Annotated in this window: 21 protein-coding genes; 15 read left to right on the plus strand and 6 right to left on the minus strand. The window is 52.0% G+C overall.

The features are described from left to right. Window positions 1-3 precede the first annotated feature (3 nt). Complete coding sequence (locus IG193_RS06525; RefSeq protein ID WP_192818377.1) at window positions 4-834, minus strand: SAM hydrolase/SAM-dependent halogenase family protein; 831 nt, start codon at window positions 832-834, stop codon at window positions 4-6. A 44-nt stretch (window positions 835-878) separates the two neighbouring features. Here IG193_RS06525 and IG193_RS06530 point away from each other — a divergent pair, with 44 nt between their 5' ends. Beyond that, on the plus strand, window positions 879-1,412 hold the full coding sequence (locus IG193_RS06530) for a hypothetical protein (RefSeq protein WP_192818378.1): 534 nt from the start codon (window positions 879-881) through the stop codon (window positions 1,410-1,412). Here IG193_RS06530 and IG193_RS06535 read toward each other — a convergent pair. Then, window positions 1,362-1,958: a THUMP domain-containing protein gene (locus IG193_RS06535; RefSeq protein ID WP_192818379.1), complete on the minus strand. Its 597-nt coding sequence runs from the start codon at window positions 1,956-1,958 to the stop codon at window positions 1,362-1,364. The genes IG193_RS06530 and IG193_RS06535 overlap by 51 nt on opposite strands. 80 nt (window positions 1,959-2,038) lie before the next feature. Here IG193_RS06535 and IG193_RS06540 point away from each other — a divergent pair, with 80 nt between their 5' ends. The 5 genes from IG193_RS06540 to IG193_RS06560 all read left to right on the plus strand — a co-directional run bounded on the left by IG193_RS06540 (window position 2,039) and on the right by IG193_RS06560 (window position 7,755). Beyond that, window positions 2,039-2,314, plus strand: a complete 276-nt coding sequence (locus IG193_RS06540; RefSeq protein WP_192818380.1) for a DNA-directed RNA polymerase subunit M — start codon at window positions 2,039-2,041, stop codon at window positions 2,312-2,314. Window positions 2,315-2,329: 15 nt separating this feature from the next. Further along, entirely contained in the window at window positions 2,330-4,138 is a 1,809-nt protein-coding gene (locus tag IG193_RS06545) for a ribosome biogenesis/translation initiation ATPase RLI (RefSeq protein ID WP_192818381.1), read from the plus strand. Between the two features lie 61 nt (window positions 4,139-4,199). Continuing rightward, window positions 4,200-4,475 (plus strand): DNA-binding protein Alba, encoded by a 276-nt coding sequence (gene albA / locus IG193_RS06550; RefSeq protein ID WP_192818382.1) that lies wholly within the window; start codon window positions 4,200-4,202, stop codon window positions 4,473-4,475. Between the two features lie 45 nt (window positions 4,476-4,520). Next, window positions 4,521-6,341, plus strand: a complete 1,821-nt coding sequence (locus IG193_RS06555) for a glycoside hydrolase family 57 protein (protein WP_192818383.1) — start codon at window positions 4,521-4,523, stop codon at window positions 6,339-6,341. 64 nt (window positions 6,342-6,405) lie between these two features. Further along, window positions 6,406-7,755 (plus strand): glycerate kinase type-2 family protein, encoded by a 1,350-nt coding sequence (locus IG193_RS06560; RefSeq protein ID WP_192818384.1) that lies wholly within the window; start codon window positions 6,406-6,408, stop codon window positions 7,753-7,755. Between the two features lie 33 nt (window positions 7,756-7,788). Here IG193_RS06560 and IG193_RS06565 read toward each other — a convergent pair whose 3' ends face one another. Next, window positions 7,789-8,208, minus strand: coding sequence for a single stranded DNA-binding domain-containing protein (locus tag IG193_RS06565; RefSeq protein WP_192818385.1), 420 nt, complete (start codon window positions 8,206-8,208; stop codon window positions 7,789-7,791). A gap of 118 nt (window positions 8,209-8,326) precedes the next feature. After that, complete coding sequence (locus IG193_RS06570; RefSeq protein WP_192818386.1) at window positions 8,327-9,382, minus strand: glycosyltransferase family 2 protein; 1,056 nt, start codon at window positions 9,380-9,382, stop codon at window positions 8,327-8,329. A gap of 68 nt (window positions 9,383-9,450) precedes the next feature. Here IG193_RS06570 and IG193_RS06575 point away from each other — a divergent pair, with 68 nt between their 5' ends. Both IG193_RS06575 and IG193_RS06580 read left to right on the plus strand, forming a co-directional pair. After that, a complete protein-coding gene (locus IG193_RS06575) occupies window positions 9,451-9,624 on the plus strand; it encodes a hypothetical protein (RefSeq protein ID WP_192818387.1) in 174 nt (57 codons plus the stop codon). 219 nt (window positions 9,625-9,843) lie between these two features. After that, entirely contained in the window at window positions 9,844-10,938 is a 1,095-nt protein-coding gene (locus tag IG193_RS06580; protein ID WP_192818388.1) for a lysylphosphatidylglycerol synthase transmembrane domain-containing protein, read from the plus strand. Here IG193_RS06580 and IG193_RS06585 read toward each other — a convergent pair. Then, on the minus strand, window positions 10,935-11,270 hold the full coding sequence (locus IG193_RS06585; RefSeq protein ID WP_192818389.1) for an SWIM zinc finger family protein: 336 nt from the start codon (window positions 11,268-11,270) through the stop codon (window positions 10,935-10,937). The two genes, IG193_RS06580 and IG193_RS06585, sit on opposite strands and share 4 nt — an antisense overlap. 45 nt (window positions 11,271-11,315) lie before the next feature. Between IG193_RS06585 and IG193_RS06590 the strand changes: the two genes are divergently transcribed. The 4 genes from IG193_RS06590 to IG193_RS06605 all read left to right on the plus strand — a co-directional run bounded on the left by IG193_RS06590 (window position 11,316) and on the right by IG193_RS06605 (window position 14,555). Then, a complete protein-coding gene (locus IG193_RS06590; RefSeq protein ID WP_192818390.1) occupies window positions 11,316-11,819 on the plus strand; it encodes a metallophosphoesterase in 504 nt (167 codons plus the stop codon). A 6-nt stretch (window positions 11,820-11,825) separates the two neighbouring features. Next, window positions 11,826-12,695, plus strand: a complete 870-nt coding sequence (locus IG193_RS06595) for an inositol monophosphatase family protein (RefSeq protein WP_192818391.1) — start codon at window positions 11,826-11,828, stop codon at window positions 12,693-12,695. Next, window positions 12,670-13,416 carry a TatD family hydrolase gene (locus IG193_RS06600; RefSeq protein ID WP_192818392.1) on the plus strand — a complete coding sequence of 249 codons (747 nt, stop codon included), beginning with the start codon at window positions 12,670-12,672 and terminating at the stop codon, window positions 13,414-13,416. Before IG193_RS06595 ends, IG193_RS06600 begins: the two co-directional genes overlap by 26 nt. 362 nt (window positions 13,417-13,778) lie before the next feature. Then, on the plus strand, window positions 13,779-14,555 hold the full coding sequence (locus IG193_RS06605; protein ID WP_192818393.1) for a PAC2 family protein: 777 nt from the start codon (window positions 13,779-13,781) through the stop codon (window positions 14,553-14,555). Here the strand turns inward: IG193_RS06605 and IG193_RS06610 are convergent. Further along, the gene (locus tag IG193_RS06610) at window positions 14,552-14,860 is read right to left on the minus strand and encodes a hypothetical protein (RefSeq protein ID WP_192818394.1); all 309 of its coding nucleotides are present in this window, start codon (window positions 14,858-14,860) and stop codon (window positions 14,552-14,554) included. The genes IG193_RS06605 and IG193_RS06610 overlap by 4 nt on opposite strands. A 71-nt stretch (window positions 14,861-14,931) precedes the next feature. Between IG193_RS06610 and IG193_RS06615 the strand changes: the two genes are divergently transcribed. From IG193_RS06615 to IG193_RS06625, 3 genes are read left to right on the plus strand one after another with little or no spacing between them, the layout of a single operon-like run. Further along, entirely contained in the window at window positions 14,932-15,816 is an 885-nt protein-coding gene (locus IG193_RS06615) for a DUF4129 domain-containing protein (RefSeq protein WP_192818395.1), read from the plus strand. Beyond that, window positions 15,816-16,121, plus strand: a complete 306-nt coding sequence (locus IG193_RS06620) for a hypothetical protein (RefSeq protein ID WP_192818396.1) — start codon at window positions 15,816-15,818, stop codon at window positions 16,119-16,121. The genes IG193_RS06615 and IG193_RS06620 overlap by 1 nt, the downstream gene beginning before the upstream one ends. Before the next feature lie 34 nt (window positions 16,122-16,155). After that, window positions 16,156-17,103 (plus strand): AAA family ATPase, encoded by a 948-nt coding sequence (locus IG193_RS06625; protein ID WP_192818397.1) that lies wholly within the window; start codon window positions 16,156-16,158, stop codon window positions 17,101-17,103. Window positions 17,104-17,107 lie beyond the last annotated feature (4 nt).

Genomic DNA, 17,107 nt, shown 5'->3' on the forward strand with positions numbered 1-17,107 from the left:
GATTTAAAACCGTGAGTGCATGCCAGGCAATACAATTTCTACGCGGTGCCCGATCTTGGCGGCTATATACTCTGAGGCTCTGCCTTTATTTACTGCAAATTCAAGAACCTTGCAACTATTCACGAGAGCTACAAGCTCGCCTTCTCCAGCGTCTCCGAAGGTTTTCACGAACTTTACCCTAAAGCTACTCTCCCCTACCAAAACTTCCAGCTCTGAGCCATAGCTTATGCCGGCTTTTGAGAGGAGAGCGGTGTCTATGCTCGTTGCTACGTTGCCGAACCTGTCGATGTGAGCGACGTACCCTAGGAGCCTTCCATCCTTGAGTGTTGTCTCAGGCTTGTCCAAGCGTACAAGCTTGTCGAGAGGTAAGCCAATATCCTCCACGTTGCCGCCACAGGCCAGGTATGCTGCTACGGGCGCAAAAATATCTCTACCGTGGAAAGTGTAGGAGCTTTTCAACTGGTACGGAACACGGGATATAGTCCAGGCCTTAACAAGCCCATCTTTTTCGATAACGCTTGAGAAGACGCCATTATCCGGCCCCACGAGCCAGTATCTGCTTGTCCTCACGATTATAGGCCTTCTCCCGGTTCCGACGCCGGGGTCTACGACTGCCAGGAAGATTGCCCCAGGGGGGAAGTCGTCAAAGCAGCAGGAAAGGAGGTAGTCTGCCTCGAGTGTTGACCAGGGGTCTACTTCGTGAGTGATGTCGATTACCTCAGCCCTAGGGCATACACGCTTGATGACGGCTTTAACTGCTCCAGTATAGTAGTCTTTACTCCCAAAATCCGACATGAAGGCCACTAGGTTTACGGGGCTAGCTAATTCACCCATATTGCTCCACACCTTTTTATCCCGGGGTTGGTCTTAAAGTGTTTGTGGAGCTCTCGGTCGTGTTTAACGGCAAAGAGTACAGGGTAGTTTACGGGTGCCTGAAGAGCGTGGACGCCGGGGAGTTCCAAGCCGCAGTGGACTGGGCTAGGAGAAACGCAGGAAGTGACCCGTGGCTTGTGCTTCTGCGGGATTGTTGTAAGATCCCTGATAAACGAGTAATTGTCTCTTCTCTGCTCCACTCTCTGAGGAACTACAGTAGCGGTAAGATGATATCTAAGAACCTAGTGCACGAGTTACTGATCTTCATCCTAGGGGTGAGGAATATCAGGGAAGCTACGGAGTTTTTTGCGAGCGGAGAGGGCGAAAATATAGGCTATATATGTATGAGCAGTAGAGGCCGGGATTATGTCTTAAATACTCTCGAGGTGTTTAAGAAAGAGCTTGGACTTGTGGAAGAGGGATTCAACGAAGACTGCTGGGTCGAACGCTACTCGGCCTACCTGGGAGTGCCTCCGGAGAGGGAGTTGCTAGTGAGAGTTCTCAGGGCTAGGGCTACCCTCCTCACCCTCACTCTGTGAGCGCCCTCGGAGCTTGCGCGCCTCTCTCCTGAGCTTCTCAATGGAAATTATGCTCGAGGGCTTCACAACTCCCACTCCAGCCCTATCGCCTATGACTTCTACAACGATGACCTTGTCAGGCTCCTCGAGGCTTACTTTATTCTGGAGATGGCTGGCAATTGCATCGATTATTTCCTCGCGTCTTAGCTCAGAGAGCCTTATGTGGACGTCTACCTTGTACGTCTCAGATGGCGAGATTTTCGCTGTGGCAAGACTCAGCGCTGCTCTCTCTATCTCTTCCACGGTCGCGGGGACAGTGACGTGCACAGGCGTAATCTTCAAAATATACCTGAAAAACCACGGGTTGTTTAGGACTTTCTCTCTCATCTTCTCGGTGAATACTTCTGGGTCAAGGCTCGTCTTTGCGACAACGAGAGAGGGGAGACCAGTCTTGCTGGCATCAAGGGACTTGTCCCCTATTTCACTAGCGAAGAACCAGAGCTCGCTTATGCAGTCGTTCTCGCGCTGCCTGTAAGTTGCCACAACCAGGTTGAATTCGTCTAGCATAGGGGCTTTTCCTAGCTATACTCCAGCAACATTAATATATTTCATTAGCGATACCCCTAGTCTACATTTGGTGGTGATAGATGGAGTTCTGCCCTAAGTGCGGCACGCTGATGGTTCCCAAGAAGAGGCAGAACGAGGTCTACCTAGTATGCCCGAACTGTGGGTACGAGATGAAGGCAAAAGACGTGAAAGGCTACTTGACACGTGAGAGTGTCTCTGAGGAAAAGAAGACTAAAGTCTCGGTCTTCGATGTTAAAAGCGCTAGAGCGGACGAGGGGGAGCGTGACCAGTTGCGGGAGATGTACGAGGTCTTCTTAGAGACGCTCGAAGAGCAGGAAGGGTCTTCCGAGGAATAAGAACCGGGGTAGAGGATGAGAGTTGCCGTAGTCGATAAGGCACTCTGCAAGCCGAGTAAGTGTAACCTGGAGTGTGTCCGGTTCTGCCCAGTAAACAGAGCTGGGTCTAAGTGTGTCTGGATAGATGAGTCAGAGAATAAAGCCAGAATATCAGAGGAACTGTGTGTAGGGTGCGGGATCTGCATCAAGAAGTGCCCGTACTCGGCAATCTCTATAGTCAACCTCCCAGAAAAGCTCTCAAAGAGCCTTGTGCACCGCTATGGCCCAAACGCCTTCGAGCTCTTCAGGCTCCCAATACCCAGGGAGAGCAGGTCGCTGGGCATTCTCGGTAGCAACGGCGTCGGGAAGTCTACCTCGCTTAAAATACTCGCAGGAGTTATAAAGCCGAACCTCGGGAGGTACGAGTCTCCCCCCAGCTGGGACGAAATTATAGACTTCTTCAAGGGATCCGAGCTTCAGCCCTACTTCGAGAAAATAGCAGACGGCAAGCTAAGAGTATCGTTTAAGCCCCAGGCCATAGACGCGCTGAGAAAGTACTCCATAACTGTGGAAGAGGCACTTAAAAAAGTAGACGAGAGAGGCATCGCGGGAGAGCTGATCGACTACCTCGGGCTCTCGCAAGTAAGGGACAGGCCTTTAAAGCACTTGAGCGGAGGAGAGTTGCAAAAAGTGGCAATCGCGGCAACATTCTCGAAGGATGCTAGTGCCTACCTACTCGATGAACCATCAAGTTACCTAGATGTTCGCGAGAGGCTCCGCGTAGCCAACTTGATCCGTAGCCAAGTGGCTCCGGGGAGATACATCATCGTTGTTGAGCACGACCTCGCAGTCCTGGACTACGTTAGCGACCTGGTATCGATAATATACGGTGAGCCCGGCGTCTACGGAGTTGTAGGCGTAGTAAAGGGCGCTAGAGCCGGGATAAACACGTATATTGAAGGCTATATTCGCGAGGAGAACGTGAGGTTCAGGGACTATAGGGTAGAGTTCCATGAAAAGCCACCGTCTGTGGAGTGGCCTACTGAAAGCATTATGGTTAGGTGGAGTAACCTGTCTAAGAGGCTAGATGGTTTTTCACTGCAAGTCGAGGAAGGTGCAGTACACAGAGGGGAAGTCGTAGGAGTTCTGGGCCCCAATGGTATTGGGAAGACTACCTTTGTCAGGATGATCGCTGGCGAGCTCGACCCAGACGAGGGTTGGATTGAGAGGCTGCAAGACATCAGGTTCAGCTACAAGCCCCAGTTCCTGGGTGAGATCAGTTTCGACGGGACAGTCAGGCAGTTCCTCCAGGCCTCCAGCGTCGACACTTCCTCAACTTTCGTTCAGGCCGAACTGCTCAAGCCGCTCCGCGTGCACAACCTACTTGACCACAACATGGGCGATCTCAGCGGCGGCGAGCTTCAAAGAGTCCTCATCGTGTCAGCTCTAGGAAAGGACGCTGACCTATACCTCCTAGACGAACCGATGGCGTACCTGGACGTAGAGCAGAGGTACGCTGTTGCAAAAGTCGTAAAGCGTCTCACCGCCGAGAAGGGCGTGGCGACAATAGTCGTTGAGCACGACATCGTAGCTATCGACTTCCTCGCGATGACAATAATGGTGTTTAGGGGCCAACCGGGGATTAGGGGTGAAGCCTCATCTCCTTGTGACATGAGGAAAGGCATGAACATGTTCCTCAAGGACATGGGCATTACGTTTAGGAGGGATCCCGAGACTAGGAGACCTAGGATAAACAAGCCGGGTTCCTGGCTCGATAGATACCAGAGAGAAGTCTTGAAAGAGTACTACTACGTAGTAGTAGAGGAGAAAGAGGACAGAGAATAAAAAAGTTTATAAGTTTATCAAAAATAGAGTTACCCGCATAACAACAAAACAGGCGATGGACATGGCAGAAGTAGGAACAGTCTTCGTCGGGAACAAGCCAGTGAGCAGCTACGTCCTAGCAGCAGTGACGCAGTTCACAAGCGGCAGCAAGCGCGTAATACTAAAAGCGAGAGGGCGTGCTATTTCAAGGGCTGTTGACGCCGCAGAGCTCGTCAGGAGGTTCCTAGGAGGAAAGGTCAGCTACGGCAACATAAAGATTGGGAGCGAGAAGGTAGGAGAGCCTGGCAAGGAGAGAACAGTTTCGACAATAGAGATCGAACTCGTAAGGACAGAGTAAGACCGAATATTCTCTTCTAACCATTTTTCTCATGCTGTGAATTACATGCTCGAGATAACCTCCAGTTTCGACAACGCTGTACTCCTAGCTGATGAGAAAGTAGAGCTCTCGTTTACCCTGTTGAACAGAGGAGATCGAGAGCTCGAAGGAAGGCCTTACATTTCTCTACGGGTAAACGGCAAACAGGAAACACTCATAGTGTTCGACTTCGAGAAAATCCCCCCACAGTCGCAGAAGACATACAATGCTACACTCAAGGTGCCTGGGGCTACAGGTGAAGGCACTTTAGGTTTCTATTTTGAGGCCAGGGAAGGGCCTGTAGCAAGCCTCGAATATCCTGTCTTCGTAGCCGGCAAGGGCGAGCCGGTTTACGTCTCGTTTGTCTGGCACCACCACCAGGCCCCGCAGTTCTACCCAGATGGCAGGTTTAAGGATCTCTGGGCCTACAAGCACGTCTTCGAAGGCCGCTTTGAAGGCTTCGAGGGGGGCCCGTACTCTATACACGTGTCCCTTCACAAAAAATATCCAAGTTTTATCGACGTCGACCATTTCTCACCCTCCCTGCTTGAGCAGTGGGAAATGGCCGTAACTGGGGCTGTAGGAGTGCCTCCCGAGGTCATCCAGCGGAGGCAGGAGATAGAGACCCTGCTGGAGACGATAAGACAACTCATCGCTCAGGGGAGAGTTGAACCTCTAGGGAGCGTTTATGCGCACACAATTCTGGGCTTCATCTTAAGGAAGGCACACGAGAAGGGTCTAGTAGAGGAGGCGAAGCTGCTAATCTCATGGGAGATTGAACAAGGGCTCTCAATCGTGGAAAAGATTACCGGAAAAAGGCCGAAGGGGTTCTGGACTCCAGAAATGTTTTGGAGCATGGAGCTTGTCGACATATACCACCGCCACGGGATTCTCTATACTATTCTCTGCGAGCAACATTTCGCGAAAGCAGGGGGTGATAAAGGCACCATCTACGAGCCGTACATCCTCCGCGACCCAGTGACCTCGAGCACCCTTATAGTTTTCTTCAGAGACCTAGCTCTAAGCAACTGGGTGAGCTTTAACGTGGACTTTAGAGACGAGCGAGAGGCAGACATTTCTGCAAGGCGTTTCGTTATCGAGCTTGCAAAGAGGAGGGAGAGAGCTCCTGGAGGAATTGTGGTAATAGCCCTGGACGGCGAGAACTGGATGATAATGCCCTCCTACAGGAGGTATGCCCCCTACTTTCTGAAACGCGTAATCGAACTGATCGAGAAGAGCCAGGTCATAAGGCTGTCATCGATCGAGAAGTACCTAGAAGACCACGAGCCCACGAGGGTTCTCACATACGTTCCTTACGGGTCGTGGATTAACTTAACTGAAGCCCAGTGGACTGGAGGCGTTAAGGACAGCGTGTGGGAGGAGGCTTTCAAGGCCTTAGGCGTAGTTTCCTCCCTGTATAGCGTGCTAGGAGAGGCCTCGGCAAAGTTGTCCAACGACAGGGAGTCTGAATTCTACAGGGCTCTAAAGGCCCTCGCAATAGCCTTCGACAGCGACTTCTACTGGTACGGCGAGATAGAAAAGGAACGCGAGTTTGTAAAGAAGTGGGCACAGAGGAGCATCGAAATCGCCGAGAACTTCGTCAAAAGGTACTTGAAAGTATCCGTAGTAAGCAGGACACGCAATCACGTAGTGATCCAGCTGGAGAACCACTCCCCCTACCCGCTGACTGCCTCGATACACGTAGAGTCCAGGAACTACAAGAATGAGGCCCAAGTAACTCTCAACCCGAAGACCATCAGGAGAGTCCCCGTGTACACGCCATCGCACGAGAACACGCAGGTCGTCATCAAAGCCGGCAGGATAGTGCTCCCAGCAACCACTCCGTGATATTTACACACGTAGCGAGGAATCACGATAAACATTTTTTCTTAACTCTTTTCTTCTATCTCTTGTGGACGAGCGAGAAGATCAGGCCCGCGTTACTGCACTGACTCTAGCGCTCGAAGGCATAAGATCTGCCGAACCGCGCTCCGCCGTGAAAAACTACTTGACTCGAAGCGGGGAGAAACTAGTCCTGCGAGACGGCACAGAGATACCCGTTAGAGGGGAGGTCTACGTCGTAGGCGCCGGCAAAGCCTCTGGGGGCATGGCTCAGGCCATAGAAGAGATACTCGGAGACAAGATAGCAGGGGGCGTAGTATCTGTCCCCGAGGAGCTTGTAGGTAAATACTCTACAAAGAAAATCAGGATAGTCGGGGCAACTCATCCGAAGGCCTCCCAGAAGAGTGTTGAAGCGGGACGCATGGTCTTAGAGACGCTAACAAACCTAAGAGAAGACGATCTCGTAATTGCGCTGTTCTCAGGAGGGGGTTCCGCCTTACTCGAATACCCCGTTGAAGGTGTGACTATAGACGAAATAGGGGAGTTCAGCATACTACTCATGAAGAGAGGAGCCGATATATTCGAGCTCAACGCCGTGCGAAAACACCTCTCGCGCATCAAGGGGGGCTGGCTAGCCCGGCACGCCCAGCCAGCTAGGGTGCTCGCGCTAATGATATCCGATGTCGTGGGAGATAGAATGGATACAATAGCCTCCGGCCCGACAGTCCCAGACCCAACAACGTTCCAGGACGCGTACAACATCCTTAAGAAATACTCCGCTTGGGAGGAGGCCCCTGCGTCGGTCAGGGCGTATATAGAGAAGGGGTTAAGGGGGGCTGCCCCGGAGACGCCGAAGCCAGACGATCCCGTCTTCTCCAGAGTGGTAAACCGGGTAATTGCCAGCAACATGCAGTCCCTAGAGGCGATGGCTACAAAGGCGCAAAACCTCGGCTACAGGCCGCTGATACTGACTTCGATGCTGGAGGGCGAGGCCCGCGAAGTAGGTAAGGTTATTGCATCGATACTGAGAGAGGTTAGGAAGTCAGGGAAGCCTCTCCCACCACCCCTCGTTATCCTGGCTGGTGGCGAGACGACAGTCACCGTGAGGGGGAGGGGGATCGGTGGGAGAAACCAGGAGCTCGCTTTGAGCATAGCTATAGGTATAAGGGGGTTAAGAGGCGTTGCTGTCGCCTGCATAGGGAGTGATGGCCGTGACGGCCCCACGGACGTTGCAGGAGCAGTTGTTGGTGGGTCAACATATGATAGGGCCGTTGCCATGGGCTTGAAACCCGAAGAGTTCCTTGTAGAAAACAACAGCTACGAGTTCTTTAGAGCTATCGGAGGCCACATTAAAACAGGCTATACTGGTACAAACGTTAATGACTTCATCGTAGCGGTTATTGAAGATTACGAAATGTAAAAAATTAATTATTAATTTGAATGATTTTTTAAGCTAGAAGCGGCGTCTGCCGCCTCTTCTACCTCTAAATCTTCCTTCCTCAAATTCTCTTTCGGATATGTTATTCTCAGAATTCACGTTCTCGATTTTCTCATTGGAAGGTTTTATTGAGCCAAAACGCCCGAGCCCTAGCCTGAGCTTGCCCTGGTACAGCGATACGTATCCATTTACGAGCGATACTGTCTCTCCGACCATTCCGCGTAGCTGGTCAATTTCACTATCCCAGGCTGTAAGTATGGCCACGCCTGTCTCATCCCCAACAAGAACATCAGCCACTCGGTGCTCGGAACCATCGCGTCTAGAGGTAATCTGTTTTTCGTCCCCAACATTCAGTATTTTGAAAGTTACCGAGAACCTTCTAGTGCTTGGAGTTATATCAGCTATTTTCACTTCTCTTGTCTCCGTATTATACATTATACCTCTCGTGTCGCCTTTTTAGGCGCAACACTCCTACTTGTTGCCACTGTAATATACTTGTCGTTCTTCCCGCACTCCTCCTCTACCAGTTATTTTTAATAATTCGTCTTGTTTGTCACTGTCCTCTAGCGTTAGAGGATCTATTCTCGGCGAAATACCTGGCTAGGAGTGCTCTCAGCATAATCACAGTCCCCAGGAGATCCCTGCGCAGGAGTCCCTTCTTGAAGAACACTCTATCACTCACTCGTCTTCGTCTCTGAACAATTTTCCTCTGTGTAAGGCGCCAGGGTATGGTTGAAAGTATGTTCATTGTAGCTCTCAGGTAGGCATACGCCTCGCGGCCTCTGAGCGATAAACACAGCATTAGTATATTCAGGTAGGCTAGGAAGAGAATAGACATTATACTTACAATCATGTTCCCGGCCTCAAGGTTCTTTAAGACATTCAGTAGCCTGTTGCGGAAACCGAAGTAGAGTTTATCATAGCGGAGCCTGTTCTCAAACTTGTCCTCGTGGTATACAATGGCGCGCGGCTCGTAGGCCACGGCGTAGCCTTGAAGCCTAACCCTCCAGCTGTAGTCTGTATCGTCGTCGTAGATGAAGTAAGTGTCGTCGAAGCCTAGAGCCTCGAAGTATAATTCACGCCTAGTCATCATGAAGGCGGAGGAAGCGGCGAAGATCTCCATAGGCCTGGAGAAGGCCTCTGCTACATGCCCGTATGTTGTCACCCAAGTCCCGGCAACATCCAGTCCTAGACCCGTGTGATCCATCCTGCCGTTATTGCTCCTCGAGACAACTTTCGCCTGCAGGACGCCGATATGGGGTCTTTCCTCCATAGACTTTACAAGCTGGCTGATTGCACTCGGTGTTACGATAACGTCGTTGTCCATGAATATTAGGTACTTTGACCTAGGGTCGCTCGCCAGTGCTCCAATATTATGGGACGCCGAGGCTCCTATGTTTGTGTCGAAATGAATGACCTTTATCCTAGGGTCGTTGAACTCTTCTCTAACTTTACTTTCTATGTTCTGGGTTAGCGAGTCAACGACTATAACCTCATAGTCAGGGTAGTCGCTTTCAAGAATACTCCTCAGACAGAGCCGCAACGGCTCGTACGACTTGTAGTTCACGACGATGACGCTGACTCTAGGAGGAGTACTCGCGCTCTTCATGCAATCGTTCACGGTAGAATCGACAATAAGGCCTTTTTTTATCTTTAGGCCTGTGACCGCCCCCTCTTTTGCTGGCCGCCCCCGGGCAGGGCCCTAGTCACTGCTCGGCTCTGTCCCTCTTCGTCTGGGCTCTGGGCTCGGGGCAGGCTGGTTCCTCATTGTCACTGCTGACGGGAGGGGCCTCCAGCGACCTCCAGACCTACAAGCTGCTCGGGCTACTCAAGTGGGTCGACGAGAACTAGGAGAGGCTCTTCACAGCGGTGGCCCTCTACAGCGGGGACATAGCGGAGACGCTGCGGGCACTACATTGGGAGCCCGCCGCAGTGTCCGCGTACCGCGTGCTGCTGTTCGCCTGAGTACAAGAGATTGAGGAGATAAAACGCTAGGGGTCGAGAATGCAAAATGTTTCAGTTAGGTATCTTTATTAGGAACAGTTCTCCTCAAATTCTCGTGCTTATAGTATGGGGGGATCTCTGAGAAGCTGGATGAGGAGACACGCACTACTCCTGTTACAGATATTCCTCATACTGGCTCTCGCTATTTACATCGCCCGGGGTTTCGACGTCGAAGAGTTCTTGCAAGCGTTCTCTCAAATAGACCCTCACTTGTTGCTGTATCTTGTTCTTTTCGAAATAGCATATTACCTTACACACGCCCTGGCGTACTGGGCACTAGCCTACAGGAGGTTTAGAGTACCAGTAAAAGACGCCATTGGAGGGACAATGGTTGCATGGCTTGTAGACTTGCTTTTACCCAGCGCATTCATCGAGGGAGACATCGTGAGGATAGTTTTCCTGAAACAGTACGGCGAGTGGGCCGAGGCAATAAGCTATGGTCTCTTCTTCCGCTTCCTGCTTAACATTACACTGTCTGTGTTCATACTCGCCGCCTCCCTATTAGCCTTGAACGTGTACATAGGTTTTTCAAACTACCTGGCAGTCTACATCTCAGCTGTAGTGCTCGCGCTTTTAAGCTCAGCCGTCATAGCGCTCTTCATCTTCGACACTAAGAGAGTAAAGAGGCTCTCTGCTAGGCTAGTGTCCAGGCTCCCAGTGGGCAACAAGCAGACCTTGATAAGGGATCTAGGCAGGTTCCTAGATTATGTCTCTGAGACTTCTAGAGACTTCTCCCCATACAACCTATACCTGTGGCTATCCGTCCTAGCCCTAATGGGCCAGTGGATAAGCGGGGTTCTCACGCCGTACTTCTCGCTGAAATGCGTGGGCATCGATGTAAACCCCCTACTAATAGCCCCAGGCTACACTATTCTCTCAACGCTCTCGCTGGTGTCGATAGGAGTGCCCTTCATGATTGGGAGCGTGGACGCTGCGCTGATAACACTTTACCTTGTTCTCGGGGTTCCGAAGGAGAGAGCCGTCGTAGCTGCACTAATCGGTAGGAGCGTGACAATAATCGTCACGCTTACGCTCATATACCCCATAGGAATGTACTACTCGAGGAAAATTTTCTCGAAGAAGAACCTCGAAGGGATCAAAGAGACCATAAATAGGATAGCAAAAGAGTACGGGATAGAGTTCCCGTTCGTAAAACTCTAGCCGTATATCTCCCGGAGCTCTCTCCTGACTCTCTCGCTAATTCTCTCGTTGAGAAAGCTATCGATATCCTTCATGCCAGCCAGCGTTGAAACTGCGATAACGTGCGAACATATGCCTTTCTCCTGAAAACCCTTACATGTACACACTAACCTCCCTCCCTCAACTTTCACGAGGTGCCTGCCGTTTCTACCCATTACGTAGTATAGGTAGGGGCTGATCTTCACTACACGCCCCTCGGCTAGTAGCCAAGCTGCCCTAGCTATCATCCTGTCTAGGGGGACTTCTCTCCGCGTCGTAGCCTCTTTATTCTCGACTGCATTATCAGCAGACATTACGGTAGGTTTTAATCCCATCCTGCTTATTAACCTTGAGCCTGTATGGTCTACATCGCAGTAGTATCTGACTCGCACGACAACCTTGAAGCCGTCAACTCCTTCCTCTCGAAAGTTAGAGGGAGGGTGGAGGCAATAATCCACGCCGGCGACATAGTCTCCCCCTTCACGCTAAAACTGTTTAAAGACTTCAAGTTCTATGCTGTCTACGGCAACAACGATGGCGAGAAGCTCTTGCTCAAGAAAACAGCAGATAGCCTCGGGTTGATTTTGGAGGAAGCCCCCCTTTTCTTGAATATTAGCGGGCGGGAAATCGCCGTAGTCCATGGGGCTTTTACTCCAGACAGAACCGAGCGCCTAGTCGAGGCTCTAGCCAGGAGCGGGCTCTTCAACCTTGTAGTCTACGGCCACACCCACAGGGTAGATGTCAGGAAAGTCGGAGAGACTCTTGTAGTAAACCCGGGGCCTCTCTCGGGTTACCTTGCACCGGCCAGAACTTTCGCACTTGTTGACCTCGAAAAGATGTCTGTCGAGCTAGTTGAGGTGTAGTGGTCCTTGGACTACGCGGAGCTGCTCGATGTTATCCGAGAGGCAGCGAAAAAGGGCGCTGAGAGCGCGCTCGAGGCTATTAGGTTTGGAACGGCTGGTGACATTCTAGGCAGGGGTATGGGAGGCGACTACTCTCTCGCGGGCGACGTAGCTTCCGAGAAAGCTGTCATAGAGTATCTCCGCGCCAGGGTTGGAGAACTGAGGGTAGTCTCAGAGGAGTCGGGCGAAAGGTCATTTGGAAGTGCTCCCAGGTACACTTTTATCATAGACCCCATTGACGGCAGCAGGAACTACAAGCGCGGTCTACCTTTCTTCGCGATATCTATTGCTGTAGCGGAGGGAGAGACTTTAGACGACATCGTGGCAGGGGCCGTCTACGCTCCTCTCCTGAACATGGAATTCACTGCTATAAGAGGCATGGGAGCGTGGCTTAACGGCAGGAAGATAAGGGTAACCTCTCAGGAAGACCTGGCCAACGCACTAGTATTTGTGGGTGCTACGCCCAAAGCCCTCTTCCTGCCACAAGCCTACGCGCTGGCGATAACGATTAGAGGCGGTATCGCCAGAAGCCTGGGGAGCGCAAGCCTAGAGCTCTCCTTCGTCGCGTCAGGCGGCGCTGACGCCTACATAGACTACTGGGGGATCATGAGGGTCATAGACATAGCTGCTGCCCTTCTAATCGCGCGCGAAGCCGGTGCGTGGGTAAAGGTTAGGGGGTGGCTAGATAGACGCGGGGCGATATCCCTCAGAGAGAGGCTCACAATTTTAGCTGCATCCACAGAGAAGCTGGGCTTGCGGCTCGAGGAGGTCTTCCGGGAGGCACTAAATATAGAATTCGAGGAGATGCTCGGTGGACGACGAGATACCCTACGTTGATGCACATCTACATCTTCACGAGTTCAAGGAGGAGGAGATAGAACGCTTCCTCTCGTCGCGCGTGCTTCTAATCGCTGTCGCAGAAGACTACAACTCCTCCATTAGGACACTGGAGATAAGAGACTCGCACCCTGAAGGAATAAAGGCCTGCGTGGGGATCCACCCGTGGAACATCAAGGACGAAGAAGCCCTGCGGCGAGAAATTGAAGCGATAGAGGAGTTGATCCCCGAGGCAGATTGTATAGGAGAGGTTGGGCTCGACCTGAAGTTTACAGCTGACACGTACCCTCTCCAGGAGAAGGCATTCCAGGCTTTCCTGGAATTCTCTAGGAGATACGAGAAGCCCTTAAACATCCATTCAGCAGGGGCATGGCGCGAGACTCTACAGCTCCTCAGAGCATGGAGTGTAAAGAGAGCTATTTTCCACTGGTACACCGGGCCTCTAGACCTCCTACGGGAAATTATCTCCTCTGGCCTCCTAGTCTCCATAAACGCTTCGTTGAAGGTACAGCGGAAGGCCAGGCAAGTAGTACTAGCAACCCCCCTCCAGTCCATGCTGACTGAGAGCGACGGGCCATACAACTACCGAGGACTGAACCTCAACCCGCTCCTCATCCCAGAGCTCGTCGCAGAGATAGCAGGCTTGAAGAACGTAACCGAAGGCCAGTTGAGGAGAGTAATATTTGAGAACTTTAAAGCGCTCTGGGAGAGAAAAGTATAAGGACACGGCCCAACATGTTATCGTGGTGAAGAGTACTCCCGGTGCCGATGGATGAGGGGAACTTACCCTGCGGATTCCCCCCGGTAGTGCATGCGCAAAGGCCCCGAACCCCGTCTTCTTAGTGTTACACCCCTGAGAGCGTACGGTTCGAGCACTGGGGAGAAGCTCAGGCGGTTTGGTAATCATCACCTCTCAGTGTCGCAGGTGTTCATCAGCGCCGAGATGAAAGTGCTAGCCTCTAGCTAAATTCTTTTCCAGCCTCGTACTCCGAGAGAGGATGAGGCCCGAATAACGCTCTAGCTTGTTGCGGGAGCTAGAAGGAAAGGCTTAAGCTTTTTATCACATTTAACAACGAATAACACGTGTATACGATTGAAAATAGAGGGTACAAAGTATTCATCTACAAAGACGTGAGGCTGAGACAGGGGGTACTCGTACAGGGGTTGCCAGGAATAGGGCTCGTCGGCAAAATCGCGGTGGACTACATAGTCGACACGCTTGGACTTGAGAAAGTTGCTGAACTGATTGGCCCGGGCTTGCTCCTGCCCGTTGGGAATGCGGGGGTATTCGTTGACCAGGCAGGCGTGCTAAGGCCCCCCTCGTACAAGTTCTACCTGTACACTGGCGAGGAAAGGGACGTACTCTTCCTGACAAGCGAGGTTCAACCAGTCAACTGGGCGCAGTACGACGTCGCAGAGTGCGTCTTAGACTTCTTCACCTCGATAGGCGGGAAGACTGTAGTCGGCGTGTGCGGGACGAGCTCTGACACACCTTCAGTGGAGGTGGTTTACGCCATCGCCAACACCGGCCGTGCACAGGAGCTCGAGTCTCTTGGGCTAAAAAAGAGCGCCGGCGGTACAATAACCGGTGCATGCGGCCTCCTCCCTGCACTTGCGGCGCTACGGGGGTTAGAAGGCTTCGTCATAATGGGTAGCACGCATACTCCAGAGCCAAACCTCGCCTCTTCCAGGGAAGTAGTTAGAGTCCTCGCGAGCCTTCTGAAGATCACTATAGGCCTAGAAGGCCTAGACAGGCTGATACAGGAGGAGAAGACAAGAGAGGAGGAGTTGCGAAGGGAACTGGAGAGGATAGAGCGGGCCGAAGAGAAAAAGGAAGGCCTGCCAAGCTGGTACGTCTAGAAATAGCCTACAACCTCCCAGTCATCTTCCGAGAAAACCCCTTTAACTACAGACTCGAATTCCCGCCACGCGTGCTCGAGCTTCTCGTCGCCGCGCGTATGCTCCATGAGTTTGCGCCAGTCTTCCCAGCCATCGAAAAGGTATACTTCCAAGAACTCAACCTCCCCCATGTTTTCGCGTACTAGGGTGTACTTCCTAAATGCTACGTTGTACGACAGCATGCGAGTATCCATCTCGCGAACGAGGCTAATCACTTCCCCAAGCTTTTCCGGCTCTACCCTGTAGCGGAACGTCTTCGCATACATCAACGCCACTCACGGTAATTTCGTTTAAATACCTATTGAGGCATTTTGAAACGAGTGAGCTACTAGTGGGGATGAAAGAAGTACTGCTGGTGGCAACACTCACGGCTATGGTGCTTGCGGCATCGTACCATGAACCCCGGGAAGTCTACCTGCCAAGTGTAAGTGAGCAGGACGCTTTCTCCCTGATTTTTACCGGTTTTGTGCTTTTCTTCGCATTAACTACGTTTATAGCCAGGCACGAGATTGCGGGCGTACTTAGAGAGCTCTTCCAGGGAGGCAGGGGGAGGGCTAAGGCCAGGAAAACAGATTTTGTGTACTCGCTCATCTTCAACTTGGTGATACTTTTAGCAGTCTTTCTTCTATTCAGAAGAGGTGTCCGCGACCAGGAAGCAAGTGTTACCCAGTATCAGGTGCTTCAGCCTAACTCTTCGACGGTTCCAACTTACAGCTCCACTGGCGGGTACTTTAATACTACCCTCTCCTCAGCACCTACCTCAGTGAATAGCCTCGTATACCCCTACGTGCAATGGATAGTCCTCGCCCTTATTGCATTTGCACTTACCTCTGTGGCTTTAGCCCTCGTGCACAACCCCAAGAGGCCACAAGACACAGCATCGGAAACCCGGGAGGCTCTTACGCATGCACTCGCTGAATCCAGGCGGGCTCTAAAGATGACAAGGTCTAGCGCCGAGGTTAGGCGAGCAATAGTTGAACTCTACAACTCGTTCTGCCAGGCCTTGAGGAGGAAGCACGTCGAGGCATCCGCGGAAATGACAGCCCGTGAAATCATGCACCTCTCCATTAACCTGATACCCGGTATTCCCCAGAAGCCTTTAGAAGACTTGACGTACCTCTTTGAAAAAGCTCTCTACAGCAACCATCCCATGGGCCAGGAGGATCGGAACCGCGCCGAGAAGGCGCTGACGGAACTCATCGACTTCCTGGGGGCTGTTTAATGGCAATAAGAAAAGGTATACTCATAGCACTATCGCTTGGGATGCTCTGCTCGGCCGGCGCCTACGACCTGTACTCCATACCGATAGCCTGGGGGCTCATGTGGGTATTCTCCTTGTTGTTAGCCACCATAGTCACTCTGCGTATAGTCGCCAAGCTGGTGAGCAGTGTAAGCCGTAGCCCTGCTAGCAGGGCTCAGGGAGACGAATACCAGGGGCTCGTATTTGAAGTCGAGGAAGCATTGGGTAAGGGCCAGGAGCCCTCACTCCAGGCTCTCAGGAGGAGGGTTTTCTCAGTCACTCAATAAATATTTACTACCTCTAGTTCAAAGAGTTGAGAAAATGTCTGACTCTACGCGCTTCGAGAGGCTATTTGCCGAGCTCGAAAAAGCCATCGTTGGTAAAAGAAGCGTTATTGAAAAGCTCCTAGTCACGCTCCTCTCCCAGGGCCACATCCTGATTGAGGACTACCCGGGGATGGCGAAGACTCTCCTAGCTTCGTCCTTCGCGAAGGCTGTCGGCCTCGAGTTCCGCAGAGTCCAGTTCACTCCAGACCTCCTTCCCTCTGACATAACGGGGAGCTACGTGTACGATGCCAAAGCAGGCGAGTTCAGGCTCCGGAGGGGCCCCGTCTTTACGAACATTCTCCTAGCAGACGAGATCAATAGAGCTCCCCCCAAGACGCAGAGTGCCCTCCTGGAGGCTATGCAGGAGAGGCAGGTCACAATAGACGGGACGACAATATCCCTGGATGAGCCATTCATCGTCATTGCTACTTTAAACCCGATCGAACTAGAGGGGACATACCCATTGCCAGAGGCCCAGCTTGACCGTTTTCTCATGAAGGTTAGGATGGGGTACCCTAGCTTCGAGGAGGAGAAGCTGATCCTGAAGAAGCGCATTGAGCGGAAGGCCGATAGGCCGGAGATAAGTAGAGTGATGTCGCGGGACGAGGTTCTCGCCCTCCAGAGAGAGGTTGAAAATGTGTACGTTGACGAGAGCGTCATAGAATACATTGTCAGGATAGTTTCGAACACAAGGCAACTGAAGGAAGTCGAAGTCGGCGTTAGCCCGAGGGGGGCGGAGGCCCTCATGAAAGCGTCCAGGGCGCTTGCCTTCATTCGCGGTAGAGACTACGTGATACCGGATGACGTTAAGGAGCTAGCAGTCCCTGTTCTCGCGCACAGGTTAGTACTCAAGGTAGAGAGCATTGCTAGGGGCTTTACGGCCGAAGAACTAATTAACCGTGTCTTAGAGAGGACTGAGGTTCCGAAGGAGATAAGGGGCTAGAGGC

This window comes from Infirmifilum lucidum, assembly GCF_014876775.1.
Taxonomy (GTDB): domain Archaea; phylum Thermoproteota; class Thermoprotei; order Thermofilales; family Thermofilaceae; genus Thermofilum; species Thermofilum lucidum.